General features: G+C 73.5%; 23 protein-coding genes and 1 pseudogene. 16 read left to right on the top strand and 8 right to left on the bottom strand.

Annotated features, from left to right (window positions below):
- Positions 1-84: 84 nt before the first annotated feature.
- A complete protein-coding gene (locus HTZ82_RS21580) occupies positions 85-1,827 on the bottom strand; it encodes a regulator (RefSeq protein ID WP_175411096.1) in 1,743 nt (580 codons plus the stop codon).
- Positions 1,828-2,052: 225 nt separating this feature from the next.
- Here HTZ82_RS21580 and lipB point away from each other — a divergent pair, with 225 nt between their 5' ends.
- The 4 genes from lipB to HTZ82_RS21560 all read left to right on the top strand — a co-directional run bounded on the left by lipB (position 2,053) and on the right by HTZ82_RS21560 (position 5,218).
- Entirely contained in the window at positions 2,053-2,868 is an 816-nt protein-coding gene (gene lipB / locus HTZ82_RS21575; RefSeq protein WP_175411095.1) for a lipoyl(octanoyl) transferase LipB, read from the top strand.
- 83 nt (positions 2,869-2,951) lie between these two features.
- Positions 2,952-3,938 carry a lipoyl synthase gene (gene lipA / locus HTZ82_RS21570; RefSeq protein ID WP_175411094.1) on the top strand — a complete coding sequence of 329 codons (987 nt, stop codon included), beginning with the start codon at positions 2,952-2,954 and terminating at the stop codon, positions 3,936-3,938.
- A 304-nt stretch (positions 3,939-4,242) separates the two neighbouring features.
- A complete protein-coding gene (locus tag HTZ82_RS21565; protein ID WP_217624421.1) occupies positions 4,243-4,500 on the top strand; it encodes a hypothetical protein in 258 nt (85 codons plus the stop codon).
- A 10-nt stretch (positions 4,501-4,510) separates the two neighbouring features.
- Positions 4,511-5,218 (top strand): DUF4191 domain-containing protein, encoded by a 708-nt coding sequence (locus HTZ82_RS21560; protein WP_175411093.1) that lies wholly within the window; start codon positions 4,511-4,513, stop codon positions 5,216-5,218.
- Between the two features lie 66 nt (positions 5,219-5,284).
- Here the strand turns inward: HTZ82_RS21560 and HTZ82_RS21555 are convergent, their stop codons facing one another.
- Positions 5,285-5,758: an RDD family protein gene (locus HTZ82_RS21555; protein WP_175411092.1), complete on the bottom strand. Its 474-nt coding sequence runs from the start codon at positions 5,756-5,758 to the stop codon at positions 5,285-5,287.
- 242 nt (positions 5,759-6,000) lie between these two features.
- Here HTZ82_RS21555 and glnA point away from each other — a divergent pair, with 242 nt between their 5' ends.
- A complete protein-coding gene (gene glnA, locus HTZ82_RS21550; protein WP_175411091.1) occupies positions 6,001-7,410 on the top strand; it encodes a type I glutamate--ammonia ligase in 1,410 nt (469 codons plus the stop codon).
- 1,042 nt (positions 7,411-8,452) lie between these two features.
- On the opposite strand, the gene HTZ82_RS21545 is transcribed toward glnA, so the two are convergent.
- Positions 8,453-9,277: an EamA family transporter gene (locus tag HTZ82_RS21545; protein ID WP_175411098.1), complete on the bottom strand. Its 825-nt coding sequence runs from the start codon at positions 9,275-9,277 to the stop codon at positions 8,453-8,455.
- A 266-nt stretch (positions 9,278-9,543) separates the two neighbouring features.
- On the opposite strand from HTZ82_RS21545, the gene HTZ82_RS21540 reads away from it, so the two are divergent.
- Positions 9,544-10,431, top strand: coding sequence for a LysR family transcriptional regulator (locus HTZ82_RS21540; protein WP_254712024.1), 888 nt, complete (start codon positions 9,544-9,546; stop codon positions 10,429-10,431).
- Between the two features lie 286 nt (positions 10,432-10,717).
- On the top strand, positions 10,718-12,913 hold the full coding sequence (locus HTZ82_RS21535; RefSeq protein WP_175411089.1) for a trehalose-6-phosphate synthase: 2,196 nt from the start codon (positions 10,718-10,720) through the stop codon (positions 12,911-12,913).
- 160 nt (positions 12,914-13,073) lie between these two features.
- Here HTZ82_RS21535 and HTZ82_RS21530 read toward each other — a convergent pair whose 3' ends face one another.
- Complete coding sequence (locus HTZ82_RS21530) at positions 13,074-13,349, bottom strand: hypothetical protein (protein WP_175411088.1); 276 nt, start codon at positions 13,347-13,349, stop codon at positions 13,074-13,076.
- Positions 13,350-13,483: 134 nt separating this feature from the next.
- On the opposite strand from HTZ82_RS21530, the gene HTZ82_RS21525 reads away from it, so the two are divergent.
- Both HTZ82_RS21525 and HTZ82_RS21520 read left to right on the top strand, forming a co-directional pair.
- The gene (locus tag HTZ82_RS21525) at positions 13,484-13,846 is read left to right on the top strand and encodes an arsenate reductase family protein (RefSeq protein WP_175411087.1); all 363 of its coding nucleotides are present in this window, start codon (positions 13,484-13,486) and stop codon (positions 13,844-13,846) included.
- Between the two features lie 133 nt (positions 13,847-13,979).
- Entirely contained in the window at positions 13,980-14,636 is a 657-nt protein-coding gene (locus tag HTZ82_RS21520) for a hypothetical protein (protein ID WP_175411086.1), read from the top strand.
- On the opposite strand, the gene HTZ82_RS21515 is transcribed toward HTZ82_RS21520, so the two are convergent.
- Positions 14,633-15,484 (bottom strand): alpha/beta fold hydrolase, encoded by an 852-nt coding sequence (locus HTZ82_RS21515; protein WP_175411085.1) that lies wholly within the window; start codon positions 15,482-15,484, stop codon positions 14,633-14,635. The two genes, HTZ82_RS21520 and HTZ82_RS21515, sit on opposite strands and share 4 nt — an antisense overlap.
- Before the next feature lie 74 nt (positions 15,485-15,558).
- Here HTZ82_RS21515 and HTZ82_RS21510 point away from each other — a divergent pair, with 74 nt between their 5' ends.
- From HTZ82_RS21510 to glnII, 4 genes are all read left to right on the top strand, one after another.
- Positions 15,559-16,053, top strand: a complete 495-nt coding sequence (locus HTZ82_RS21510) for a MarR family winged helix-turn-helix transcriptional regulator (RefSeq protein ID WP_175411084.1) — start codon at positions 15,559-15,561, stop codon at positions 16,051-16,053.
- Positions 16,054-16,213: 160 nt separating this feature from the next.
- Entirely contained in the window at positions 16,214-17,629 is a 1,416-nt protein-coding gene (locus tag HTZ82_RS21505; RefSeq protein WP_175411083.1) for a hypothetical protein, read from the top strand.
- A complete protein-coding gene (locus tag HTZ82_RS21500; RefSeq protein ID WP_175411082.1) occupies positions 17,626-18,831 on the top strand; it encodes a hypothetical protein in 1,206 nt (401 codons plus the stop codon). The genes HTZ82_RS21505 and HTZ82_RS21500 overlap by 4 nt, the downstream gene beginning before the upstream one ends.
- A 192-nt stretch (positions 18,832-19,023) precedes the next feature.
- The gene (gene glnII / locus HTZ82_RS21495; protein ID WP_175411081.1) at positions 19,024-20,055 is read left to right on the top strand and encodes a glutamine synthetase; all 1,032 of its coding nucleotides are present in this window, start codon (positions 19,024-19,026) and stop codon (positions 20,053-20,055) included.
- A 131-nt stretch (positions 20,056-20,186) separates the two neighbouring features.
- On the opposite strand, the gene HTZ82_RS21490 is transcribed toward glnII, so the two are convergent.
- Complete coding sequence (locus HTZ82_RS21490; protein ID WP_175411080.1) at positions 20,187-21,596, bottom strand: PepSY domain-containing protein; 1,410 nt, start codon at positions 21,594-21,596, stop codon at positions 20,187-20,189.
- A 45-nt stretch (positions 21,597-21,641) separates the two neighbouring features.
- Positions 21,642-22,262, bottom strand: coding sequence for a hypothetical protein (locus HTZ82_RS21485; protein WP_254712023.1), 621 nt, complete (start codon positions 22,260-22,262; stop codon positions 21,642-21,644).
- Positions 22,263-22,346: 84 nt separating this feature from the next.
- Between HTZ82_RS21485 and HTZ82_RS21480 the strand changes: the two genes are divergently transcribed.
- Entirely contained in the window at positions 22,347-23,354 is a 1,008-nt protein-coding gene (locus HTZ82_RS21480; protein WP_175411079.1) for an NAD-dependent epimerase/dehydratase family protein, read from the top strand.
- An 84-nt stretch (positions 23,355-23,438) separates the two neighbouring features.
- Positions 23,439-24,905: a DUF1996 domain-containing protein gene (locus HTZ82_RS21475; protein WP_175411078.1), complete on the top strand. Its 1,467-nt coding sequence runs from the start codon at positions 23,439-23,441 to the stop codon at positions 24,903-24,905.
- Positions 24,906-24,974: 69 nt separating this feature from the next.
- On the opposite strand, the gene HTZ82_RS21470 is transcribed toward HTZ82_RS21475, so the two are convergent.
- Positions 24,975-25,418 carry a hypothetical protein gene (locus HTZ82_RS21470; protein ID WP_175411077.1) on the bottom strand — a complete coding sequence of 148 codons (444 nt, stop codon included), beginning with the start codon at positions 25,416-25,418 and terminating at the stop codon, positions 24,975-24,977.
- 102 nt (positions 25,419-25,520) lie between these two features.
- On the opposite strand from HTZ82_RS21470, the pseudogene HTZ82_RS21465 reads away from it, so the two are divergent.
- Positions 25,521-26,200: pseudogene (locus tag HTZ82_RS21465) on the top strand (hypothetical protein); the annotation flags it as partial.

Below are 26,200 nucleotides of genomic sequence, written 5' to 3'. Positions count from 1 at the left end.
GCGGGCGTGTCCAGCGGATCAGGCGGGGGACCTGGCGCCGCTGGGCATCCGCGCGCGATGCCGCCACGATCCGCCGGACACTCCCTAACCGGCCGCGGTGGCCCGCTCGCGGTAGGTGCGGACGGGGGGTGCGTCGCGGTACGGCTCCAGGCGCCGCTCGAAGTCCCGTACGTACTCGGTCGCGCGGGCCGAGCGCATCTCCGACGCCTGCTGCGCGGCCTCCGCGCCCAGGGCGCAGGCCTGGTCCAGTTCGCCAAGGCCAAGGCGGGCCGTGGCCAGGACGACGCGGCAGAACGTACGGCTGCGCGTGTACCCGGGCGCGTACAGGTGCAGCGCCCGCTCCGCGTGCTGCGCGGCCGCCCGGTGCTGCTGGAGGTCCCGGTGGCAGTGGGCGAACTCGTCCGCGAGCTGCGCCTCGTCGAAGGGCCGCGCCCAGTACGGCACCTCGTCGCCGGGGCGTGCCGTGTCCAGCGACCGCTCGGCGCGTACGAGGGACGCCGTGCAGGCCCGTACCTCCCCGAGCACCGCGTGCCCCCGCGCCTCCACCGCGTGCAGCAGCGCCTGGACCACGGGCGGCGCCGACGAGCCGATGCCCTGCTGGGCGACACGCGCAAGTTGCACCGCCTCGCGGCCGTGCCCCAGGTACACCGCCTGGCGGCTCATCGTGACCAGGACGTACGAGCCGTACGCCCGGTCGCCCGCCGCCTGCGACAGGCGCAGGGCCTGCACGAAGTACCGCTGGGCCAGGCCGTGCGCGGCGATGTCGTACGACGTCCAGCCGGCCAGCCGGGTCAGGTCGGCGGCCGCGCCGAAGAGGCGGCGCCCGACGGTCTCGCCGTAGGTGCCGCGCAGCATCGGCTCCGCCTCGTGCTCCAGGTAGCGCACCAGCGCCTGGCGGGCGTGGCCGCCGCCGTACGCGTGGTCGAGGGTGCGGAACAGCTCCCCCACGGAGCGCAGCGCCGCGATGTCCCCGCCGCTGACCCGCTGGCCGGGGCCCCGTTCGGTGCCGCGCTGGCGGGGGAGGGAGAGGCCGGGGCCGGTGGTTGCGGTGGTGGCGGCTGCCGCTGCCGTGGGCTGGCCCGGCTGGGCGCCGTGCCTGCCGGGTGCGGCTCCCGGTGTACCGCGCCCCGGTGCGACGGGCCCGGCGGGTCCCCCTGGCGCGGCGGGTGCGCCGGGTGCGCCGGGTGCGCCGTAACCGCCCGGCCCGGTCTGCCCGCCGGGACCGCCCGTTCCGCCGCCCGGTACGCCCGCGCCCCCTCCCCCGCCTCCCGCCGGGCGGTGCGCCGTGCCCCGGCCCTGCGCCGGTACGCGGCCCGCCGGGGGCGGCGCCCCCGTGCCGCCCGGAGGCTGGGGGCCGCGCTGCGGGGGCTCCCCGCGGCCGACCCGCTCGTCGGCACGGCCGATCAGCCAGTCACGGCTCGGCACCACCAGTCCCGCCGGTGTGAACGCGATCTTCCGCAGCTCGGCGTGGCTGCCGGAGTCCTTGCGCCACAGCCCGCTGACGATGTCGACCGCTTCCTCGGGCGTGGACGCGAACTCCAGCCCCGCGTACACCGGGGCGCACGCGTCGAGGCCCAGGTCCTGGGCCGACAGCCGCCGCCCGAGGCGCCGGGTGAACACCTCGGCGATCAGCGCGGGTGTCGTACCGCGCGGCTGCTGCCCGCGCAGCCAGCGGGTGACGGAGGTCTTGTCGTAGCGGAGGTCGAGCCCGTGCTCGAGGCCCAGCTGATCCACCCGTCTGGCAAGACCTGCGTTGGAGAAGCCCGCTTCGGCGATCAGCGCGGCGAGCTGGCGGTTCGGGTTGCGCTGCGGGGGTCGATCCGTCATCAGCTGTGCGGTCTCCTGCCTTCCGGGCCGGGGTCCGGCCCCGTTGGAACGGCGCGAATTTAACTGCCGCCGACGCCCGTACCGCCACCTTCGCCCCATATTCATCCGATCGTGTGAGGATTGGGGGCGACGCTGACGTCGGGAACCTGCCCGCCCCGGGCTGCGGGCCCCGCCGTACAGTGGCAGGGGCCTGTCGGGTGCTTCATCTACTAGGGAGACGGTGCCGTGAGTGAGCTGCGTTTCGTCCATCTGGGCTTCGGCGACGACGCCGTGGAGTACCTGGAGGCGTGGGACCGGCAGCGCGAGGTCCACGCCGCCCGCTTCACGGACGAGATCCCGGACACCTGCCTCCTCCTGGAGCACCCGCCCGTCTACACGGCCGGCCGCCGCACCGAGGACAGCGAGCGCCCCCTGGACGGCACGCCGGTCGTGGACGTGGACCGCGGCGGCAAGATCACCTGGCACGGCCCGGGCCAGCTCGTCGGCTACCCGATCATGAAGCTGCCGCGCCCGGTGGACGTCGTGGCGCACGTCCGGCGCCTGGAGGAGGCCCTGATCCTCACGGCCGCCGAGTTCGGTCTGGAGACCACCCGCGTGGAGGGCCGCAGCGGCGTGTGGGTGCTCGGCGACCCGGTGGAGCAGCGCCCGTCGCTGGGCGGGCTGTCCCTGGACTTCGACCCGCGCCTCCAGGACGACGAGTTCGACCCGCGCCTGAACGGCCCCGAGTACGCCCCGTCCAACGCCGGCCAGCGCCGCGAGGACCGCAAGCTGGCGGCCATCGGCATCCGCGTCGCCAAGGGCGTCACGATGCACGGCTTCTCGCTGAACGTGAACCCGGACAACACCTGGTTCGACCGCATCGTGCCGTGCGGCATCCGGGACGCCGGTGTGACGTCGCTGGCGAACGAGCTGGGCCGGGACGTGACGGTCGCCGACGTCGTCCCGGTCGTGGAGCGGCACCTCAGGGACGTACTGGAGAACGCGGACCTGAAGCCGCGCGAGATCGAGCACGAGAGGCAGGAGGCCCCCGCCACCGCCTGACGACCGACGGGCGGGCGTAGAGCCGCACTTTTGACGGGCGTACCCTGGTGTTCGCCGAAGAATCGAAGCCGTAGGAGCCAGCCGTGTCCGCAGTCGCACCCGACGGACGCAAGATGCTGCGCCTGGAGGTCCGGAACAGCCAGACCCCCATCGAGCGCAAGCCCGAGTGGATCAAGACCCGGGCGAAGATGGGCCCTGAATACAACCAGCTGCAGAAGCTCGTGAAGAGCGAGGGACTGCACACGGTCTGCCAGGAAGCGGGCTGTCCGAACATCTTCGAGTGCTGGGAGGACCGCGAGGCGACCTTCCTCATCGGCGGCGACCAGTGCACGCGGCGCTGCGACTTCTGCCAGATCGACACCGGCAAGCCGCAGGCCCTCGACCGCGACGAGCCGCGCCGTGTCGGCGAGTCCGTCGTCACGATGGACCTGAACTACGCCACGATCACCGGCGTCGCCCGCGACGACCTGGAGGACGGCGGCGCCTGGCTGTACGCGGAGACGGTGCGGCAGATCCACGCGATGACGGCGGAGCGCGATGGCGGCCACACCAAGGTCGAGCTCCTCATCCCCGACTTCAACGCGGTCCCGGAGCAGCTGGCCGAGGTCTTCTCGTCCCGCCCCGAGGTGCTGGCGCACAACGTCGAGACGGTGCCCCGGATCTTCAAGCGGATCCGTCCGGCGTTCCGCTACGAGCGGTCGCTGAAGGTCATCACGGAGGCCCGCGCGGCCGGCCTGGTGACCAAGTCGAACCTGATCCTCGGCATGGGCGAGACCCGCGAGGAGGTCAGCGAGGCGCTCAAGGACCTCCACGAGGCGGGCTGCGAGCTCATCACGATCACGCAGTACCTGCGCCCGTCGGTGCGCCACCACCCGGTGGAGCGCTGGGTGAAGCCGCAGGAGTTCGTGGAGCTCCAGGAGGAGGCCGAGGAGATCGGCTTCTCCGGTGTCATGTCGGGCCCGCTGGTCCGCTCCTCGTACCGCGCGGGCCGGCTGTTCCAGCAGGCGATGGCGGCCCGCGGCACGGCGGCCGAGGCCGCTGCCGCCGCAGGAGCCGCGCGGGCCGTGTGAGGTCCCGCACAGCCGCGTAACCGACGCGTCGCGCACACACCCGTACGCCGTCGCCGCCCGCCCGTCCATCGGCGCAGGCAGCGGCGGCGTACGGGTGTCCGCCGCCGGACGCGGCCGCGCGCACCGGACGTTCATGGGCCTTCATGCTTGTTTGACCGGTCGGACATGCCCTGGTAACACCAGGGAGTAACACTTGTTCCACGCACCGCACACACGCGCGTCGCCCGTGCGACGCGCACGCGCCCCCCACGCGCACGCACAGACACCGCCCATCACCGCTCACCCGCCGAGGGGGACACCGGACATGCAGGCCGCGAGTCAGCAGGTACGCGTACGCCAGGCACACGAGGTACGCGAGGTACGCGAGGTGCGGGCCCACGCCCTCCCGTCCGTCACCGACGCCCTGCGCGCCGTCGAGGCCCTGCTGCTGCGCGGGGGCCAGCGCACGGCCCGCCGCAACGCCTGGACCTCCGTCCTGGAGGACCGGCGCCGGGCCAGGGACCGGGTGGAGGCGCAGCACGTACTGGAGGCCGCGGCTAGCCGCGCCTCATCCGCCACGTAAACTTCAGAGCATGGCGAGGAAGGCAAAATCAGACAGCGGTGACGCTGCTGCGAACCCCGGGCGACTGAAGCAGATCGCCCTGACGTACAAGATGACCCGACGGGCCGACCCGAAGGTCGGTCTTGTCATCGCGGGCGTGGGGATCGTCGTCTTCGGCGCCCTCCTCGGGCTCGGCTTCCTGATCGGTCACCCGGTCTATCTGGGCATCCTGGGCTTCCTGCTGGCCTTCCTGGCGATGGCGATCGTCTTCGGGCGGCGCGCCGAGCGGGCGGCCTTCGGGCAGATGGAGGGCCAGCCGGGCGCGGCGGCCGCCGTCCTGCAGAACGTGGGGCGTGGCTGGACGACGACTCCGGCGGTGGCGATGAACCGCAGCCAGGACGTGGTGCACCGGGCGGTCGGCCGGGCCGGCATCGTGCTGGTCGCGGAGGGCAACCCGAACCGGGTGAGGAGCCTGCTCGCGGCGGAGAAGAAGCGGATGGCGCGGATCGTCGTCGACGTCCCGGTCCATGACTTCATCGTCGGCGACGGCGAGGGCCAGGTGCCGCTGAAGAAGGTCCGTACGACGATGCTGAAGCTCCCGCGGGTGCTCACCGCGGCGCAGGTGACGGTGGCGAACGACCGGCTGCGGGCGATGGGCGACCTGATGAGCAACATGCCGCTGCCGAAGGGGCCCATGCCGAAGGGCATGCGTATGCCGCGGGGCGGCAGGCTCCGCTGACGAGACGAAGACGAAGAGGGGCGCCCCCGGCCAGTGCCGCGGCGCCCCTCTTCGCGTTCTCTCAGTTCAGTGAGTACGCACCTGAACGGCGCGGGCGAGGCGGTCGTGGAGGCCGCGGCCGTCGCGGTCCCAGACGAGGGGCGGGACGGCGAGGCAGAGCAGGGCGCTACGGAGGACGACGCGGCCGAAGCCGAGCCGCTCGCCGTCGACGGAGATGACCCGGAGGCCGAGGAGCCGCTTGCCGGGGGTGGCGCCGACGGTGCCGACGGTGAGCACGCTCAGGACGAGCAGTACGAGCAGGGCCCAGTTGCCGGTGGGTGTTCCGCCGTCACCGCGGGTGATGAGACCGTATGCGATCAGCATGCACAGGGACCAGTCGATGAAGAGGGCGCCGAAGCGCCGTCCGAGGGGGGCGATGGAGCCGGGTCCCTGCTCGGGCAGTCCGAGCCGCTCACCCCGGTAGCCGAAGTCGGCGCCCATGTCCTCGGCCGCCGCGCGCGGTCCGGAGAGCCACGATCCGATTACTTGCCTGTTGTCCACCCGTACACGGTACTGCGCCCGTTTTCGATCACTCCGGGCCGGGTCGGGGCGGGTTCGGAGTAGCGTCGGTCATGCGGGTGGGAGCCATCCGGCCCTCTCGCCCCGGTTAACGTGGGCGAAACAAATGGGTCATGCTTGAGAAATCGGCCGTCCCTATGGTCGGGTCCAGCGTGTGCCACCGCACTGGCCGCACGACCGAGCTGCAACCCCGCCCTCCCCCGGGTGGGAGTAGGAGGAGTTGGATGTTCCAGAACGCCGACGAGGCCCAGAAGTTCATCGCGGACGAGGACGTCAAGTTCGTCGACGTCCGGTTCTGCGACCTGCCTGGCGTGATGCAGCACTTCACGATCCCGGCGACGGCTTTCGACCCGGCCGAGGAGCTGGCCTTCGACGGCTCGTCGATCCGCGGTTTCCAGGCCATTCACGAGTCCGACATGGCTCTGCGCGCGGACCTGTCGACGGCGCGGGTCGACCCGTTCCGCCGCGACAAGACGCTGAACATCAACTTCTTCATCCACGACCCGATCACGGGTGAGCAGTACAGCCGCGACCCGCGCAACATCGCGAAGAAGGCGGAGGCGTACCTGGCCTCCACCGGCATCGCGGACACCGCGTTCTTCGGCCCGGAGGCGGAGTTCTACGTCTTCGACTCGGTCCGCTTCAACACGTCCGCGAACGAGGGCTTTTACCACATCGACTCCGAGGCGGGCGCCTGGAACACCGGTGCGATCGAGGACAACCGGGGTTACAAGGTCCGCTACAAGGGCGGTTACTTCCCGGCCCCGCCGGTCGACCACTTCGCGGACCTGCGCGCGGAGATCTCCCTGGAGCTGGAGCGGTCCGGCCTGAAGGTCGAGCGCCAGCACCACGAGGTCGGCACGGCCGGCCAGGCGGAGATCAACTACAAGTTCAACACGCTGCTCGCGGCCGCCGACGACCTGATGCTCTTCAAGTACATCGTGAAGAACGTCGCGTGGCGCAACGGCAAGACCGCGACCTTCATGCCGAAGCCGATCTTCGGCGACAACGGCTCGGGCATGCACGTCCACCAGTCGCTGTGGTCGGGCGGCGAGCCGCTCTTCTACGACGAGCAGGGCTACGCCGGCCTGTCGGACACCGCCCGCTACTACATCGGCGGCATCCTCAAGCACGCCCCGTCGCTGCTGGCCTTCACGAACCCGACGGTGAACTCGTACCACCGCCTGGTCCCGGGCTTCGAGGCCCCGGTCAACCTGGTCTACTCGCAGCGCAACCGCTCCGCGGCCATGCGCATCCCGATCACGGGCTCGAACCCGAAGGCCAAGCGCGTCGAGTTCCGCGCCCCGGACCCGTCCTCGAACCCGTACCTGGCGTTCTCGGCCCTTCTGCTCGCGGGCCTGGACGGCATCAAGAACAAGATCGAGCCGGCCGAGCCGATCGACAAGGACCTGTACGAGCTCGCCCCCGAGGAGCACGCGGGCGTCCCGCAGGTCCCGACCGACCTGGCCTCCGTCCTCAACGCCCTGGAGGACGACAACGAGTACCTCCAGGCGGGCGGCGTCTTCACGTCCGACCTGATCGAGACGTGGATCGACTACAAGCGCACCAAGGAAATCGCCCCGATCCAGCTCCGCCCGCACCCGCACGAGTTCGAGCTGTACTTCGACATCTGAGCCGAAGAGCGCCGGGCGACCGGCTCCAGCAGCAGCGGTGAAGGCCGCCACCCGTTCGCGGGTGGCGGCCNATGGGTGGGGTGGTGGGGCGGGGCGGGACTCGTGTAGGAGGGTGTGGAAGTGGCCGGCAGCCTCGTGGGCGGTGGGGTCGGCGCCCTGGGCGCGGGCCTCGGTGATCGCGTACCGCTGTTCGCGCTCGTCGGTGAAGCGGCGCTGGGGGTAGGTGCGGGACGGGTCGGTCTCGGTGTGGAGGCCGTGGGCGGCCAGGGTGTCCGCGATCCTCGTGTACGGCACGGTGCGGAGGACGAAGGCGCTGACCCAGACCGGGCGCCGGGTCCGGGACAGGAGGGCGGCGAAGGTGCGCTCGGTGATGTAGCTGCCGCCGCCGGTCAGCGTGATGAGGCCGACGTCCGCCAGGGCGGCGCTCAGCGCGGGACCGGGCGGGCCGACCTCCAGGTTGTCGGTGAAGGCGGCGTCGAGCAGCCCCACCGCCCGGGCGTACCGGGCGGCGCGGCTCGCGATGTCCAGGCCGATGACGGGGTGGGCGTCCGGGAGCCGGCGCTCGGCGTAGAACTCCTTGTCCCGCGCGGCCAGCTCCTCCGTGGACAGCGCGCGGGCCTCGGGGCCGGTGTAGTGCGCGTACAGGTCGGCCAGGGTCAGGTCGTGGTTCAGCAGCGCGGCGTTGATCCCGTACGAGCAGCACAGGTCCAGCACCACCGGACGTCCCGGTACGCCGTCGGGCAGGGCGGCGCGTTCGGCCGCGGCACGGCGGAAGACCGCCTGCGCGTGGTGCGGGATCTCGTACCCGAGCGGGGCGAGCCGGGCGACGTACGCCCGCGGGTCGGGCTGGTCGTAGATGTCGTCGAAGCGCGCCTTGCCGACCGGAGCCTCTCCCGGTCCGTACGCGTCGGAGCTGGCCATGGGGTGACTCCCTCCGCTCGACACCCAGTGTGCTTCGCTTCCGCCGGGCCGGCACTGCCCGTGTTCCCTTCGCCCGCCCGCCCCTCACCCCGCCGTGCGACACCGGAGCCGTGGCCGCCGGTCAGGAGGTCCGCCGGTCGCGGGGGCCGCACGGGGCGCCCAGCGCCGCCGCGTTCGCGGTGACGATCACGGCGATGGCCAGCCATGACGTCACGTCGAGCCGCTCGTCCAGGACCACGGTGCCGACCAGCGCCGCCAGCACCGGGTTCACGCTCATGAAGATGCCGAAGAACTGCGCCGGGACGCGCCGCAGCGCCAGCAGGTCCGCCAGGAACGGCACCGCCGACGACAGCACCCCGGCGGCGACGGCGCACGCCACGGCGGTGGCCGTGGGCGGCCGCAGCCACAGCGCCAGCGCGCCGACCGGCAGGTACAGGGCGCCCGAGACCAGGGCCGCGGCGGCCGAGCCCTGGAGGCCCGGCACACGGGCCCCGACCGTTCGGTTCAGCAGGATGTAGCACGCCCAGCACACGGCGGCCAGCAGGCCCAGCCCGATGCCCAGGTAGTCGGTGCTCGGCTGCGGGCGGGTCAGGACGGCCACGGCGCCCGCGGCGGCGAGCGCGCACACCAGGTCCGTACGGCGGCGGGAGCCGGCCAGCGCGACGGCGAGCGGGCCCAGGAACTCCAGGGTGACCGCCAGGCCCAGGCCGATGCGGTCGATCGCCGTGTAGAGGGACAGGTTCATCGCGGCGAAGACCACCGCGAGGCCCAGCACCGGGCGCCACTGGGCCGCCGTGAAGGACCGCAGCCGGGGCCGGCCCGCGGCGAGCAGCACCGCGGCGGCCACCCACTGCCGTACCGCGACCACGCCCACCGGGCCGATCACCGGGAAGGCGAGCGCGGCCACCGCCGCGCCGACCTGGTTGGACAGGCCGCTGCCGACCATGAGCGTCACCCCGGCCCAGCGGCCGCCGCCCGGCGAAGGCCCCGCACCGGCCGCACCCGTGCCGGCCCGACCCGTGCCGGCCGCACCCGTGCCGGCCCGACCCGCACGGCCCCGTCCCGTCACGCGCATGCCCCCCGGTACGCCCGTACCTGCCGGTGCCGCGTCCGTGACCGCTCGCCCCTGCGTGTGTATCGCCATGGCGGCACTGTGCGGCGTCCGCTCGCATACGCAAAATGCATCCGGCGCGCCATCTATACGCTGAACGCATGGAACCGAAGCCGCCACCGCACCCGGACCTGGAGCTGCGGCATCTGCGCTGCCTGGTCGCCATCGTCGACACCGGCTCCTTCACGGACGCCGCCATCGAACTGGGCGTCTCGCAGGCGGCGGTGTCCCGTACGCTGCGCGCCCTGGAGACGCTCCTGGGCATACGGCTGCTGCACCGCACGAGCCGTACGGTCACGCCCACCACCGCCGGCGTCCAGGTCCTGGCCCGCGCCCGGTACGTGCTCGCCGGGGCGGAGGAGCTGGTGCGCGAGGCGGCCACCGGCCACACCCGGCTCCGTATCGGCCACGCCTGGTCCGCGATGGGCCGCCACACCGCGGAGTTCCAGCGCCGCTGGCACGCCCGCCACCCGGACGTCGAGCTGCATCTGATCCGCCACAACACGCCGACGGGCGGGCTCGCCGAGGGACTCTGCGACCTGGCCGTCGTCCGCACGCCCGTCGACGTACGCCGCTACGACCACGCCCTCGTCGGCCACGAGACCCGGTACGTCGCGATGGCGGCCGACGACCCGTGGGCGCGGCGCCGTACGGTCGGGCTCGACGAGATCCGGGAGCGGGTCCTCGTCGTGGACCGCGGCACCGGCTCCACCACCGTGGACCTGTGGCCGGAGGAGGCGCGGCCCGCCGTGCGGTACATCCACGACGTGGACGACTGGCTCGCCGCCATCGCCACGGGCCGCCGCGTCGGCGTCACACCGCACGCCACGGTCACGCAGTACCGCCGCGACGGCATCGTGTACCGGCGGGTGCGCGACGCCCCGCCCGTGCCCGTCCACCTCATCTGGCGCCGCCACGACCCGCACCCGGCGACGCACGCGGCTGTGGCGCTGCTCGGGGAGCTGTACCGGGAGCGCGGGCGTCTCTGAGCTGCGCGGGCGCTCTGAACCGCGTCGGCGTCTCCGAGCCGCGCGAGCGCGCGCTACGGGCGGCATCCGGCCATCTCTCCGCATCGTGGGTCCGGGCGCCGCCCGCGCTGTCTACCTTCCGTTCATGAGGCGTGCACAGGGCGTCGCCCATGCTGGCGCGCCTGGCGCGCCTGGCGGGCTGAGGGGGCGTCACATGCTGCGATGACGACGGCGCCGACCGCGCCGCCTTGTGTACCGGGACCGCCCGGCTGCTGTCCCGTCGACCGGAGTGAGAGAGGGGCGGCCCATGGCCGTGGGAACGTTCGGCGGCGGTGGCCGGGTGGCGCACGTGCTGGTGACGGACCTGGACGGGACGCTGCTCGGTGGGGACGAGGAGGGGCGGCGGCGGTTGCGGGGCGCGCTGGAGCGGCACCCGGAGATCACCGTCGTGTTCGCGACCGGGCGTGGGCTGCCGTCCGTACAGGCCCTGCTGGAGCGTGATCCGCTGGTTCCGCCGCCGCGCTGGATCGTGGCCGATGTCGGGGCGACCGTCGTCGACGCGGCCGACATGAGCCACGTCGACGTGCTGGAGGACCGGCTGCGGGCGGGCTGGCCCGGCGACGAGCGGGTCCGGGACGCGCTGGCCGGGTTCCCGGCGCTCGTGTACCAGGAGGGCGTGGCGCAGGACGGGCGGTGCTCGTTCTACCTGGAGCCACGGCACCTGACCCCGGAGCTGACCGCGGCGGTCGAGGCGCTCGGCTGCTCCTGGACGTACTCGGCGGACCGCTACTTCGACGTGCTGCCGCCCCGGGCCGGCAAGGGCCCGGCCGTGCGGGAGCTGGCGCGGAAGCTGCAGTGGCCCGCGTCGCGGCTGCTGGTGGCGGGCGACTCGCTCAACGACCTGTCGCTGTTCCGCCTCGGCGCCCACGGGGTCGTCGTCGGCAACGCCGAGCCCGCGCTGGTGGAGCGGTTGCCGGCCGGCGGGCGGGTGCACCGACCGGCGCTGGAGGGGGCGGGCGCGGTCCTGTCCGCGCTGGAGCGGCTCGGCTGGACACGGCGTGCCGCACAAGTCGTCATCGGCTACCACCGGCCGCCCGTGCGGTGGTCGGGCGGCCGGTGGCGGCGGCCGTCCAGCCCCAACGGCATCCTGCCGACGCTGACGTCCGCCCTGGCCGGCGACCCCGAGGGTGCCCGCGCGGTGTGGGCGGCCGCCCTCGTGCAGGACGACCCGGCCGACCCGCCCGGCGCGCCACCCGCCGCGCCGCCCGCCGGGCTGCCGCTGGCGCTGCTGCCGGTGCCGGCCGAGCACTGGGCGGGGTACTTCCACCGGGCCTGCAAGGAGACGCTGTGGCCCGCGCTCATGTCGCAGCCGCACCTCATCCGGTACGACCCGGTGCACTGGGCGCGGTACGAGGCGGTCAACGCGGCGTTCGCCCGGCACATCGGCGCGCACGCGGAGCAGGGCGGGACGGTGTGGCTGCACGACTACAACCTCTGGCTCGTGCCCGGGCTGCTCGGCCCCCGGCGGCCCGACCTGCGGATCGGGCTGTTCCACCACACGCCCTTCCCCGAGCCTGAGGTCTTCGCGCGGCTTCCGGTGGCCGCGCGGTTGTACGGGTCGCTGGCCCGGCTGGACTGGGCGGGGTTCCACACGGAGTCGTCGGCGCACCGCTTCCGGCGGGTGCTCGCCGGTGCCGCCGGTGCGTTCGGTGCCGTCGGCGGGGCGGCGCGCGGGTCGGGGGTTCCGGGCGTGCCGGGCGTGCCGGGTGTGGCGCGCGTGCCGCGTGTCGGGGTGCACCCGCTCGGGATCGACCGGCGGGCGGTGGGCGCCCTGGCCAGGTCCCGCCCGGCCCGACGCCCGGAGCGGGACGGCGACGGCCGGCTGCTCGTCCTGTCCGTGGAGCGGCTCGACTACGCCAAGGCGCCCGTCCAGAAGGTCCGTGCGGTCGGCGCGCTCCTCGACCGGGCGCCGGAGCTGCGGGGGCGGCTGCGCTTCCGGCTGGTCTGCCCGCCGCCGGAGCCGGGGATCCGCGCGTACGACACGACCCGTACGGAACTGGAACGCACCGTCGCGGCGGTCAACGCCCGCTGGCGGAGCAGCGGTTGGGAGCCGGTCGAGTACATTCCGCGCGCGCTGCCGTTCCCGGAGGTCGTCGACCAGTACGTGGCGGCCGATGTGTTCTGGGTGACGTCGCTCGCGGACGGCATGAACCTCACCGCGCAGGAGTACGTCACCGCCCTGACCGCGACGGGCGGGGCCGGCGTCCTCGTCCTGTCGCGCCGCACCGGGGCCGCCGAGCACCTGGGCGCGGCCGCGCTGCTCACCGACCCGCTGTCCCCGGACGACCTGGTGGACACGCTGCACCGGGCCCTCGCCATGCCGGAGGCGGAGCGCCGCGCCCACACGGCCCGCCTCGCCGCCGCCCTCGCCGCCGTCCCGGCCCCGGCGGACTGGGCGGCCGCGGTCGTGGCCGACATCAGGGGCGGCACGGACGAACTGTGAGGGGAACAGGCGACGAGCTTCCACCCCCGGCAGGAACGCGGCCTGTGACGCCGCCGCCGTGTCCGCCGCCCCGCGCTGCGCGGGGACGACGGACACGGCATGGGACAGGGACGGCGCGCTGTGCGGATCGGTGGATCGGTGTGGGTTGGTACGGATCGCGTCAGCGGCCGGAGCGGATCAGTGCGCGGACCATCCGGCACGTGGCGTCCGACGGCGGGTGCACGCCGATGCGGTGCGCCGTGTTCCGTATCGTGGCGTCGTCGGCCCGGGACGCGACGTACACACCCGAGTCGAGCAGCGCGATCGCGAGCCGCATGGCCTTCAGGCGGCGGTTGTGCGACACGTACCACTCACGCGGCCGGCCGGCCGGGAGCGGCTTCTTCTTGAGGGGCTTCCAGGCTTCGATGGGCAGTGGCGTGACGGTGGCGACGGCCATCGGCGACCTCCTGGTGAGCGGCGTGAGGGGCCTCCCCCGGACCCTCACTGACTGCTTCGATTCTACCGGCGGGCACTGACAATCGGCCCTGGCCAGACGGGCTTTCGGGGGTACGCGGGGGTACGGTGGGCGGCATGGAGATCTGGATCAACCCCGCCTGTTCCAAGTGCCGCGGAGCGCTGCGGCTCCTCGACGAGGAGGGCGCGGACTACACCGTCCGCCGCTATCTGGAGGACGTCCCGTCGGCCGCCGAGATCCGCGCCGTCCTGGACCGGCTGGACCTCGAACCGTGGGACATCACGCGCACGCAGGAGCCGGCGGCGAAGGAGCTGGGCGTGAAGGACTGGCCGCGCGACGCGGCGTCCCGCGACCGCTGGATCGAGGCCCTGGCGACGCACCCGAAGCTGATCCAGCGCCCCATCATCACCGCGGACGACGGCACGGCAGTCGTGGCCCGCACGGACGAGGCGGTCCGTGAGGCCCTGTCCCGCTCGTAGCGCCGGAGGGGTTGTTCTGAGGGGGCGTTGAGTCGGAGGGCGGGTGTTACTCGTACGTAGGGGCAGCACGCACCACGCACCACGCACACCGATCCGGCCGCCTCCCCCGAGCGGTCGGGGACAGGAGCCCCACGTGTCACGCAAGAAGACCCTCAGCCGCGGCAAGAAGCTCGCGCTGCTCGCCGGTACGGCCGCGCTGGTCGGCGGTACCGCGGTGGTGATGACCGGGACCAGCCAGGCGTCCGTCGCCTGCGACGGGCTGGCGACGGCGCTGCGGAACAACGAGCAGTTCATCGCCGGGCAACGGGCCAACCCTGACGCCCAGTCCGGGGCGCGGATCGCCAACCGGCAGGCGGTCGTCGAGGAGATCAAGCGGAAGCAGGCCGCCGGCGGGTGCGCCGTCGGCGAAGGCAGCGCCGCCGCCGGCGGGAACGCGGACGCGGACGGTGGCGGGGCTCAGGCGGCGCCTCCCGCCGAGGCGGCTCCGCCGCCCGCAGACGCGGCGCAGCCGCCTGCCGCCGGTGGCGGTGGCGGTGGCGGCGGGGACGTCGTGTGCGCCGGGTCCACCGTCACGCTGTCCGGTGAGGGCGGTGCGCCCGCCGCGTCCAGCGGCGAGTTCCCGGCCGGTACGCGCCTGAAGGTCACCAACCTCGACAACGACAAGTCCACGACCGTCGAGGTCACGTCCGCCTCCGGTAGCTGCGTACTGCTCAACAACGCCGCGTTCGAGCAGGTCCGCGAGCCCGGGAAGTTCCTGATCCGGAACGCCCGCATCGAGCGCGTCGGCTAGTCACGCAGGAAGTCCGCCACGCGCGCGTCCGTTCCCGGCGGGGGCGCCAGCGGCAGGGTGTGGTGTGTCGCGCCCGGGAGCGTCTCCGTCCGTACGGCGGGGATGTCCCGGGCCGCGGCGGCCGCCCTGCGGATGTCGTGGGCGCGCGACCGCTCCGCGAGGAGCAGCAGCGTCGGTGGCCGCAGTGTGCGGGCCGCGGCCGCGACGGGGCGGGGGCCGGTGACCGGCCTGGCCGTCGGGAAGGCCGCGACGTGCGCCTCCAGGGCGAGCCACGTGCCGTCCAGCGGCGCACCGCCCGTCTCCCAGCGCAGGAAGGCGCGGGTGCGGGCGGGCGTCGGGCGCAGCAGCATCGGCGCGGCGCGCAGCAGATAGCCGGGGCGGAAGCCGGTGAAGCAGTTCGTCGGGTCCATGAGGACGAGCCGCGACACCCGCCGCGGGGCGTGGAGCGCGTAGTGCAGCGCGATCCACGCCCCGTACGAATGGCCGCACAGCGCCACCGCCCCGCGCGCGGCGCCGAGGCCGTCGAGGACCGCGTCGAGCCAGCGCATCAGGTCCGTGACCGTACGGACCGGCGGGTCTCCGGCCCCGGGGACGCTGCGGCCGGGGTCGCCGACGAGGTCGACGGCGTGCACCCGGTGCGTGGCGGCGAGCGCGGTCGCCGTCGTGAACCAGGCCGTGGAGGTGGTGCCGCCGCCGGGGAGCAGGACGACGGGCGGACCGTCGGCGCGGCCGCACGTGTTGACGTACGTCGGCCCGTACGGCGTCGGAACGGTGGCACCGGCCGTCCCGGCGGGCCAGCGCGCGGTGATGACGGCGTCGTACGCCGCCTGGAACGCCTCGGTCGTCACGGGGGCCTCCGCATCGAGTCATAATATCTCGCTGAGCGAGATATTAGCCCGGCGACGGAGGTGCGGCCCCGCCCATGCCCGAAGAACCCAAAGAGCCCGAAGAGCCTGACGAGCTGCGGATCTTCCATCTGCTCCGCGCCGTCACCGTCGAATTCGGCCTGCGACAGGGCGAGTTCGCCGCCCGCAACGGCATGCACCCCACCGACGTACGCGCCCTGATCTGCCTCCTCGACGCCGAGCGGGCCGGCGAGGACGCCACGGCGGGCCTCCTGGGCGCGCGGCTCGGGCTGAACTCCGCCGGGACGACCTCCGTCATCGACCGCCTCGAACGCCTCGGGCTCCTCACCCGCGTCCGGGACGCCGGCGACCGCCGCCGTGTTCTGCTCACCGTGTCGGAGCGCGCCCGGCGGCTCGGCGCGGCCCACTTCGGGCCCGTGATCGACGGCGCGGTCGGCCTCCTGCGCGGCTTCGACGACCGCGAGCGGGAGGCGGTACGGCGCTTCCTGACAGGCGTGCGGGAGCTGCTCGCGGACGCCCGGAAAAATGCCGGCCCCGGGTCCGGCGCCTAGTGTTACGTTTCCGTCGCCGGCCGCGGGACTCCGGCGTGACTTCCGAGACCTGCTTATGAGGCAACGCTTTCGCTGTTCACGCCCCCATTCCCCGGCCGGCACCGGAAACCGGACGTCCTGACACCCGACGCCCTGACACCGCACCAGCCCCGGGGGGAGCATGGACGGGCACGAGACCCTCGCCGACCTCGTCGCCGCCGAGGACGTGCTGCTGTTCGTCAACGCCGCCGTCACCGCGACCGGCCAGCGCGAGTTCCGGTCGGCGGCGGGCGAGCAGCGGCTGTCGCTGGCCTTCCTCCACGAGTACGTACGGGTCAACCACCGCCGCGTGTACGCCGCGTCCCTCGCACTCGACATCAACGACCACAACGCCGCCCTCGTCGCCGAGCAGTTGCTGCGCCACGCGCACGAGGCGACGCCCGACGAGAAGCGCCTGGAGGGGCGGCTCGTCGCGGCCCGGCTGGCCGCGCTGCCGCCGCAGCGTGTGTACCGGCTGTTCGCCGCGCTGCGCGCCGCCCGGGTCAACAACCGCCGCACGCGGGCGCTGATGCGTGACTGGCTGGCGTCCCGCCCGGACCCCGCCTACCACGCCGTGAAGTACCGCGCCGGTGTGAAGGCGGCCGCCCGGCACGCCCATCTGCCGCCCGGCCACGACGAGCTGGGCGACTTCCTGTTCGCGCCGCACCGCCGCACCCGCTATGCGGACCCCCTGCTCGACGCGCACCGCCGTGCCCGGTACGAGCAGGCCGCGCTGTACGAGCTGCCGTTCACTGTCGCCGAGGGGTTCGCCGCCCGGCACGGCGTACCGCGTGAGCGGTTCCTTGAGCGGATGGCGCCGCGCATGACCCGCCTGGAGCGGCTGCGCACCCGCCCGGACGCCGCCGGCACCGACCTGGGCACCATGCCGCTGACCCGCCTCGCGCTCTACGTGCTGTCGCTCGGGTTCGCGGAGCGGGTCGCGCGGCGCGCCGAGCTGACGGACGCCCTGCGGTCGGCGGCGCGCCGGGCCGCGGGCCCGTACGCCGGCACGTGGGGGCGGGTCGCGGCGGTGCTGGACGACAGCTACTCGTCGTACGGGTCGGGCGTGAAGCGGCGCCGCCCGCTGGCGGTGGCCCTGGGCTGCCACTTCCTCCTGGAGGCGCTGGCCGCGCCGGGCGCGTACGTCCCGCTGTGGACGTCGGGCGGTACGGACCCGCTGTGCGTACGGCCCTGGGGCGCGACCCCGCTCGGCACCCGCGTCCTGGACGCGCTGGCGACGGACCCGGAGCGGCTGCTGATCGTGTCGGACGGCTGGGACAACGCGCCGCCCGGCCTCGCGGGCGAGGTGCTGCGCGTGTGGCGCACCCGGCTGGACCCGGGGCGGCGGACGAGCGTGGTGCACCTGAACCCGGTGTACGACGCGGACGGCTTCGACGTGCGGCGGCTCGCGCCGGGCGTGCCGACGGCCGGGGTGCGGGACGCGGAGGACCTGCCGGCGCTGGTGGAGATCGCGCAGTTCGCGGAGGGGCGCACGGGCTTCGCGGAGCTGCGGGCGTATCTGGACCGGCGCGTCGCACTGTTCCTGGGGGACGCGTGACACGCATCGACCTCGCCGGTCTGACGGCCGGGCCCGCCCAGGTGTGGGGCGGCATCCGGCTGGTGCCGCTGCTGCGCGAGACCCCGGTGGAGGGACTGCGGCTGAGCCGCGAGCTGTACGGGGACGGGGAGGGCGACCCGTACGAGGAGGGGTACGGGGACGGGGACGGGTACGGCTACGTCGACCTCGGCGGCCGGTCCGGTTACGTCTCGTACATCCCGCACGGCTTCGTGGCCGAGTGGGCGCCCGGCGAGGGCCAGAGCGCCGCGTACGGCACCCAGCTCGGCGGCGGCGGCGCAACCGCCCCCGTCCGTGTCCCCGTGCGCCGCCACCACCGCCTGGCGAAGCGCCGCAAGGGCGCCGCCGGCATCGACCGGCTGCGGTTCCTGCCGCTGCACCTGGCCCTGGAGGGCTATCTGGCGCTGCACTTCGGCGGGCCGTCCGTGGCGTGGGACGAGTGGTCCCAGCAGGCGGTACGCCGGGGCATGTCGCCGCGTGAGGAGGACGCGTACGCCGGGTGGCAGGTGCGCGGACTCGCGGACGCGCTGCGGGTGTTCGAGATCCATCCGCGGCAGTGCGGCGTCATGGTGTACGCGGCGGACGCGCTCGCCGCGGCCTTCGTCGTCCCGCATCCGGACGACTACCGGGCCCTGCACCCGTCGCTCGTGCAGGACCTGTACGGCGAGCTGGTCCACCAGTACGCGCTGTACAGCGCCCCGGTGCCGGAGTTCCGGGCCCGGATCGACGACGCGGCCGGCGGCATCCGCACCCTCGCGGACCTGCGGCTCGCGGCGCACGCGCAGGAGCGGGCGTGGACGGCGGCGCACGACACACTCATGGCCCGTGACCTGCTGGAAACCCCGTACGCGTTCGAGCGCGTCCGGAAGCTGGGGCCGTTCGCGCTGTACCGCTTCCTGCCCCCGTTCCAGCGGGGCCGGGCGGAGCAGCACATCGGGGAGCTGATCACGGACGGCAAGGGGCGCGTCGCGTATCTGAAGACGTTCCGGCTGTCCGAGAAGCAGATCCGGCGCGGCCACCTGCTGCGCCGCCTGGCCGGCTGCGACTGGCACCTGGGCCGTACCGCGGAGGCCCTCGGCACGACGTACGAGGAGCTGGTCGTGCGGATCACCAGGGCCGGCTTCGGGTTCCTGCTGAACGAGCACGTGGTCGCACAGCGGATGCGCGAAACCGGGGAAACGTGAGTACTGCATCTTCCCGGGGGACGACCCCCGGACCCCTAGCCGGACAAGCAGGTCAGCTGACGTGGCCGTGGCCGGTACGGACATCACACGGCGAACGTGAGTAACACGGGGTTCACAAACGGGCAACGGCCGGGAAATCCCCCGTTGCCAAGCTGCGCGGCATACCGCTGCACCCGCAAAGGATGAGGCCCCGTGAGCATCAAGGCTGAGTACATCTGGATCGACGGCACCGAGCCGACCGCCAAGCTCCGCTCGAAGACGAAGATACTGACCGCTCCGGTCGCCGGCGTCGCCGAGCTGCCCATCTGGGGCTTCGACGGGTCCAGCACCAACCAGGCCGAGGGTCACGCCTCCGACTGCGTGCTGAAGCCGGTCTTCTCCTGCCCGGACCCGATCCGCGGCGGTGACCACATCCTGGTGCTGTGCGAGGTCCTCAACACCGACATGACGCCGCACCCCACCAACACGCGGGCGCAGCTCGCGGAGGTCGCGGAGAAGTACGCCGCGCAGGAGCCGATCTTCGGCATCGAGCAGGAGTACACGTTCTTCGACGGCTCCCGTCCGCTGGGCTTCCCCGAGAACGGCTTCCCGGCCCCGCAGGGCGGCTACTACTGCGGTGTCGGCGCGGACGAGATCCACGGCCGTGACATCGTCGAGGCGCACCTGGAGCACTGCCTCCAGGCCGGTCTGGGCATCTCCGGCATCAACGCCGAGGTCATGCCGGGCCAGTGGGAGTTCCAGGTGGGCCCGCTGGCCCCGCTGGAGGTCTCGGACCAGCTGTGGGTCGCCCGCTGGCTGCTGTACCGCACGGCCGAGGACTACGAGGTGTCCGCGACCCTCGACCCGAAGCCGGTCAAGGGCGACTGGAACGGCGCCGGCGCGCACACCAACTTCTCCACGAAGGCGATGCGCGAGGGCTACGACGCGATCATCACCGCGTGCGAGTCCCTCGGTGAGGGCTCCAAGCCGCTCGACCACGTCAAGAACTACGGCGCGGGCATCGACGACCGTCTGACCGGCCTGCACGAGACCGCCCCGTGGAACGAGTACAGCTACGGCGTCTCGAACCGCGGCGCGTCGGTCCGTATCCCGTGGCAGGTCGAGAAGGACGGCAAGGGCTACATCGAGGACCGCCGCCCGAACGCCAACGTCGACCCGTACGTGGTGACCCGCCTGCTGGTGGACACCTGCTGCGAGGCCCTGGAGAAGGCCGGCCAGGTCTGACCCCGGCACATCCCGAGCGAGCAGCGGGGGGGGCGCCCCACCGGATCTTCCGGTGGGGCGCCCCTTTTGCTTCGCACGGCCGGCTGAGCGCTGCCTTCGTACGTCGGCTAGGCGCTGCTTTCGTACGCCGGCTAGGCGCTGCGGGCCCGGCGACGCGCCACCAGCGACCGTGCCCCGTCCACCAGCAGGAACGCCAGCAGGCTCAGCCCGAGCAGCGGCAGGAACCACCCCACCAGGGCGATGACCGCCGCCAGCGGCAGCAGCATCGTCGCCGGGACCTTCCGCCACGCGCCCGGCGCGACCGGGCGGCCCGGCCGGCGCAGCCACCACATGCGGTAGCCCCACACGATCAGCGCCACCACCGCGAGGGCGAGCGCGGCGAGGGCGAGCTGGTTGGGCAGACCGAGGAAGGTGCCCATGTGGGCGGCGATACCGATGCTGGTCAGCTTCGCGAGCAGCGGATAGTCGGCGAAGCGCAGGGTGTCGAGGACGGCGCCGTTCGCCGGGTCGATCGCCACCGAGTCCTGGTGGACGGGGTAGTGCCGGTCGATCTCCTTGACCACGTACCCCTTGCCGTCGGTCGGCGGGCTGACCGCGATCCGGCCCTCGACCCCGGCCTCCGCGGCGATCCGGACGGCCCGGTCGATCCCGATGCCCGCGCCCGTGCGGGTCGCCGGCCGGTGGCCGGCGCCGTGGCCCTCGTGGCCCTCATGGCCTGCGTCGGCCCCGTCCGTGCCGTCGAGCGTGGCCGAGACGGAGGGCGTGGTCGCGCCGAGCCGCTCGCGCAGGGCGTCGACGTTCTCTCCCGCGTACGTCGACCAGGTCAGGCCCGTGGCGGAGAGCCCCAGCAGACCGGCCGTGGCCCACAGCCCGACCGAGCCGTGCCACGACAGGGTGCGGCGGCGGGAGCGGGGCCCGCGCTCGGGCAGGAACAGGGCGCGCTTACGGGTGCGCCGACGCCCCGCCCACAGGGCCAGACCCGCCAGGGCCAGCACCCACAGCCAGCTCGCGGCCAGCTCGCTGTAGATCCGGCCGGGTTCGCCGAGGTGGAGGTCCCGGTGCAGCTCGGACAGCCAGGTGCGCAGCGGCAGCGCGCCCGAGCTGCCGTAGCTGGGCAGGGCGCCGCGTACCTCCGCGGTGTACGGGTCGACGAAGACGGCGAGGGACTTTCCTTCCTCGACCTCGGGGCTCGCCATGAGGACGCGTGTCGTGGCGCCGTCCTCGGGGGACGGCCACACCGCCGTGACCGTGCCGTCGGGGTGCGTGCGGCGTGCGGCGTCCACCTGCTCGGCCAGCGGCTGAATGCTGTCCCCGACGGGAACCTCCAGCTCCTGCCGGTAGACGATCTTCTCGGCCTGGTAGGACAGCGCGTACAGGAATCCGCTGAGGGCGGCGACGAGCAGGAACGGGGCTATGAGCAGGCCCGCGTAGAAGTGCAGTCGCATCACCAGGGGGCGCAGGGCGCTCCACGTGCCTTGGCGGGCGGGGGCGGGGGTGTCCGGGGAGGGGGCTGTGTCCTGGGCGGAGTGCTCTGTGAGCATGCGTGTCCTCGGTCTGTGTGATCGCAGGGGAAAGGGACCCCCGGATCAGACGCTGGTCGCTCCGAGGGCTGTGGCGCGGGGTGCGGCGAGGACGGGCGGGCCGCGCCGGGACAGGGTGTGCGCGAGGACGACGCCGTGCCGCGGCCGGTCGGCGGTAACGGGCCGGGCGCGCGGCGGGCGGGGCGCCGCCGGGAGGCGTACGGCGGTGAGGGGTGGCCGCAGCGGTACGAAGGCGGTCCGGGCGAGCCGGAACAGCGCGGCCTCGCCGCGCGCGAGCCACAGGGCGCAGACCGCGCCCGCCAGCAGGTGCGTGGCGAGCATCCCGGCCGTCGGCACGGCGGACGCGGCGGACGCGGCGGACGCGGCGACTTCGACGGCGGAGCCGCCCGTCCCGTGCCCGGCGTGGTGGTGGGCCTGGCCCCCCGCGAACGTCAGGTGCAGCACGCCCTGCACGGCGACGAGGCCGGCCCCGATCGACAGCGGGCCGCGCCGCCGCCCGCTCGCGGCCCAGGCCAGGGCGGCGGTGGCGCCGAACGCGAGCAGCAGCGAGCCCGGCGGCACCTGGTGCGCGGACTGGAGGGCGTGGCCCGTCGCGGACAGCACGACGCACACGGCCGCGAAGAGCGCGGCGCGCAGGGCGCGTATCGGGCAGCGGGCGTCGGTCATGGCCCGAACATGGTGCCATCCCGTGCGTTCCTCTGGCGGCGGAAGTGCGTGCGGAGCGAGGAGGAGCGAGGCAGAGTCGATCGTATGAGGCTTCTGATTCTTGGTGGTACGGAGTTCGTGGGGCGGGCCGTCGCGGCCGAGGGGCTGGCCCGTGGCTGGGACGTGACGGTGTTCCACCGGGGCCGCCACCAGCCGCCGCCCGGTGTGAAGGCGCTGCACGGGGACCGGACGGTGGTGCCCGACGGGCTGGCCGCGCTGCACGACTCGGCGGAGGAGTGGGACGTGGTCGTCGACACCTGGTCGGCCGCGCCCACCGCCGTACGGGACACGGCCACGCTTCTGGAGGAGCGGGCGGGGCGGTACGTGTACGTGTCGAGCCGGTCGGTGTACGCGTGGCCGCCGGTGCCGGAGATGCGCGAGGACGGGCCGCTGGTGGAGGCGGCGCAGGACGACTGGAGCGATGTGCCGTACGCGCAGGCGAAGCGGGGCGGCGAGCTGGCGGCGGCGTCGGTGTTCGGTCCGACGCGGACGCTGCTGGCCCGCGCGGGGCTGATCCTCGGCCCGTGGGAGAACATCGGGCGGCTCCCCTGGTGGCTCAACCGCGTCGCCCGCGGCGGCCCGGTCCTCGCGCCGGGCCCGCGCGACCTGCCGCTCCAGTACATCGACGTCCGCGATCTGGCCGGGTGGCTGCTCGACGCGGCGGAGGCCGGGCTGTCCGGCCCGTACGACCTGGTGAGCCCGCCCGGCCACACCACGATGCAGGAGCTCCTGGAGGCGTGTGTCCGGGCGACCGGCTCGGACGCGGAACTGCGGTGGACGGAGCCGCGGAAGATCCTCGATGCGGGCATCGAGCCGTGGACGGACCTGCCCGTCTGGCTCCCGCCGGGCGACCTGCACGACGCGATGCACGGCGCCGACGTCACCAAGGCCCTGGAGGCGGGCCTCCGCTGCCGCCCGGTCGCCGGGACGGTCACCGACACGTGGGCCTGGCTCACGGCACTCGGCGGCCGGGCCCCGCACCGCCCCGACCGCACTCCGGTGGGTCTGAGCCCGGACGTGGAGGCCAAGGTCCTGGGCGGCGGCGACGACTGACGGGAATTCCGCGCGCATTGAACGCCACACGCGCCCCTTCCGTATGGGAGGGAGCGCTGTTTCCCCCGCAGGGATTGGAGTTCCATGCGACGCTCAAGAAAACGCTCGACGCTGGCCAACCGCGCGATCGCCGCCTCCGCCGCCCTGGTCCTGGGCGGGGGCGGGCTGCTCGCGGTGAATGTCTACGCCTCCGCCGGAGAAGGCTGGTACGGGTGGTCCCGGGAGGATCGGACACGGCAGCAGCAGTCGCAGCCGCAGACCAGGAACGCGTCTCTTGAGGCATCGACCATCGACTGTCCGGAAGTGGCCGATGGCCTCCCGCGCGACATGCCCGACCGGGCGCGCGGTGAGGTGGATCTGGAACTGGCCCGGATCGACAACCGGATCACCGACGCCTATCAGCGTCTCGCCCAGTCGCGGGAGCAGATGCGGCAGGACCCGTCCTTCGCCGACAACGCCATTCTCAATCCGCTGAAGGACGAGCGGCTGGCGAGCATCGGCCGCATCGTGACGGCGATCGACCGGTTCACCGAACGCCCCCAGGGCATGGAGCGGCTGGCACCGTGCACGCTGCAGGCCGATGACAACCAGGGCCAGGCCCAGCAGGACCAGAACCAGCAGGGCCAGGACCAGCAGGGCCAGGGCCGCGGGCAGGGCCAGGCCGGCAACGGACCCGTCGCGGACGACTTCGTGGACATCCGGAACGTCCAGCCGAACGTCCAGGAACCGCGCCGGCAGCGCGACGCCTCCACCGGCACGTTCAGCACCGACTGCGGACGCAACGAGAACAAGAAGTTCAACCCGGACAACGTCATCGTCGCGCCCGGCGTCCGCAACGGCGCCCACCATATGCACGATTACGTCGGCAATCAGGCGAACGACGCCTTCGCCGACAACAAGGACCTGGCGCGCGGCCGCACCACCTGCCGCAATCAGGGTGACCGCTCCACGTATTACTGGCCCGTCCTGCGTATTCAGAACGGCGAGAACGACAATGACGTGAACGAGGACGGCGGCGGCCGCGACCAGAACGTCGGAAGGATTCAGACACCCGCCGAAGTGACCCTGGATTTCGAGGGAAGCCCGGTGTCCAAGGTGACCGCGATGCCCCGGTTCCTGCGCATCATCACCGGTGACGCCAAGGCGTTCACGAACGGCGACGCAAACGCCAACGCCTCATGGAGCTGCACCGGGTTCGAGGACCGGCAGCTGAAGGACAAGTATCCGATCTGCCCGCGCGGCAGTGAGGTCGTCCGGACCTTCAAGTTCCAGAGCTGCTGGGACGGCCGGAACACCGACAGCGCCAACCACCGGACCCATGTGGCGTTCGCGGACGACGACGGGCGCTGCCCGCAGGGCTTCCGCGCCATCCCGCAACTGGTGCAGAGGATCGTCTACAAGGTGCCGCCGCAGGCCACGTTCGCCGTCGACTCGTTCCCGGAGCAGCTCCACAAGCCGATCACGGACCACGGCGACTTCATCAACGTCTTCGACCGCAGGCTGATGGACCGGATGGTGAAGTGCATCAACACCGGCCGCACCTGCACCTGACCCCTCGCTGACTCCCCACCCTTCCCCCTCCAACTCCCCCCACTCCCCCCACTCCCCCCACCTGCGCGGTCAGCTCCCGTGGTGACCCGAGTGCGCCCCCTCGGCGCTCTCGATCTCCCCGCCGAGCCGGCCGCGCAGCTTTGTGATCACGTCCTGTCCGGCGACCGCGACCCACTTCCGGCCCACCAGGTACGAGCCGCCGTAGTCCTTCGCGCTGTTGAGCCACTCGCGCTGGCCGCGGTCGGTGGCGAAGGTCGCCAGGACGTACGTCCCGTCCGCCGTGGCGCAGTTGGCCTGGCGCAGCTCCTCGGCGTCCGTCTGGATCCGCGGCGTGCAGTCCACGCGCTCCGCCAGCTGCTCCAGGGTGCCGGTCGCGGTGTCCGGTACGGCGTCGGGCGCGGGCTCCTGTGCGGTGCAGCCCGCCAGGGCCAGCACGGCCAGCAGGCCGATCGCCGTCACTGCCGTCTCTGCCGTCACCGCCGTCACTGCGGTACGCGTTCGCTCGATACGCATGGGGCCATAGTGCCGTCTGGGGCGCCGCTCGTGGGCCGGTTCGGCAACAACGAGGCAAGACCGTCGAGGTGACCATCACCATGATCGCTCGTTCTGCTGAATGTGAGCACCCAGGAAGCCCAGCAGGCCCGACGAGCCCCGGAACCGGGCGCCGCACCCGCCGCCGCACCCATCGACGTGGAGCAGGCGGAGGCCGCGCTCGTCGAGCACTATCCCCGGCTCGTCCGCATCGCCTATCTCGTCCTGCCGCCGTCCCTCGGCCGCAACCGCCGTGTCCTGACCGCGCACTCGCTCGTGCAGCGCTCGCTGCCCAGACGCCGCGCGGGGGGCGGCGACACGGCGATGCCGGTGCAGCGGCGCCGCCCCGAGGACGCCGTCGATCCCGGTTACGCGTACGTGAGGGGGCGGGTGCTGCGGCAGGCGCTGGACGCCGGGCTGCCACTGCGGCGCCGGGCGTGGCCGAAGCGGGCGCAGCTTCCGCCGCTGCTGCCGCAGGTGTGGGGGCTGCGGCTGTTCCCGCGCTCGGGCGGCGCCGACGAACTGGCCCTTGACCAGCGGCTGTCCGCGCTGTCGGGCCCGGGCCGTGCGGCGTACGTGCTGCGCGGGCTTGAGCGGCAGGGCGATGCGGAGGTGCGGCGGGTGCTGTCCGCGGCGGGCGTCGCGGACCCGAAGGCGGCGCTCGCCGAGGCGGAGAAGGTGGACGCGGCGGCGGGGGCCGTGGGCGGTGCGGCGCTGCTGGAGTCGGCGGAGTTCGACCCGTGTTCGCTGCAGGCCCGGCCGAC

The sequence above is a fragment of the Streptomyces sp. TRM64462 genome (assembly GCF_013362995.1).
Lineage (GTDB): Bacteria > Actinomycetota > Actinomycetes > Streptomycetales > Streptomycetaceae > Streptomyces.
Note: the sequence above shows the minus strand (reverse complement) of the source record. Positions and strands in the feature narration are given on the sequence as shown.